Origin of the sequence: Helicobacter labacensis (assembly GCF_003660285.1) — a bacterium.
In the GTDB taxonomy this organism is placed as follows: domain Bacteria; phylum Campylobacterota; class Campylobacteria; order Campylobacterales; family Helicobacteraceae; genus Helicobacter; species Helicobacter labacensis.
Genome location: NZ_QXQQ01000059.1, coordinates 1 through 688, shown reverse-complemented (window position 1 = coordinate 688; position 688 = coordinate 1). Strand labels below are relative to the sequence as shown.

1 protein-coding gene is annotated in these 688 nt (G+C 38.2%); it reads left to right on the top strand.

Annotation, left to right across the window (positions count from 1 at the left end; translation table 11 throughout):
* Nucleotides 1–688, top strand: a 688-nt coding sequence (locus tag EAO33_RS08880; protein ID WP_162982287.1) for an RNA-guided endonuclease InsQ/TnpB family protein, incomplete at both ends; no start/stop codon positions are given.

The following is a 688-nucleotide window of genomic DNA, read 5'->3' as shown; positions in this document are numbered from 1 at the left end:
AACAACAAAGCCCAAACCCACTTTAAAAAGGCTTTTGGGTGCGCTAGATTAGCCTATAATTGGGGATTAGCTAAGTGGAAAGAGAATTACAACAATGGCATTAAAACTAACCACTTTGCCCTCAAGAAAGAGTTTAACGCTCTTAAAAGAGAAAAATTCCCCTTTGTCTATGAGGTTACCAAATACGCCACAGCCCAGCCCTTTACACACTTAAAACTAGCCTTTGACAAGTTTTTTAGAGATTTAAAGCTAGGCAAGCTGAGTTATCCAAAATTCAAAAAGAAAAGAGAATATCAAGGGAGCTTTTACATTGGTGGAGATCAGATAAAAATTATTCAGGGCGATAAAAAGGACTATCTTAAAATCCCTAACTTGCCTAAAATCAAAATGACGCAGAAACTTAGATTTAAAGGCAAAATCAATGGCGCAACCATCACACAAAGAGGCTCTAAATTCTTTGTTTCACTCCAAGTGGATACCACACAAGAGGAGTTTGAGCGCACCCATAAACCTATTAAAAATAACCACACTCTAGGCATAGACACAGGTATTAAAGCTTTTGTTAGTCTATCTAATGGTTTGCAAATTAGCGCACCCAAGCCCTTAGCTAGGCTGACAAGGAGGCTTCAAAGACTTGCTAGACAACTTAGCAAAAAACGCCATTCAAAAACCAAGAATGACGGGATTA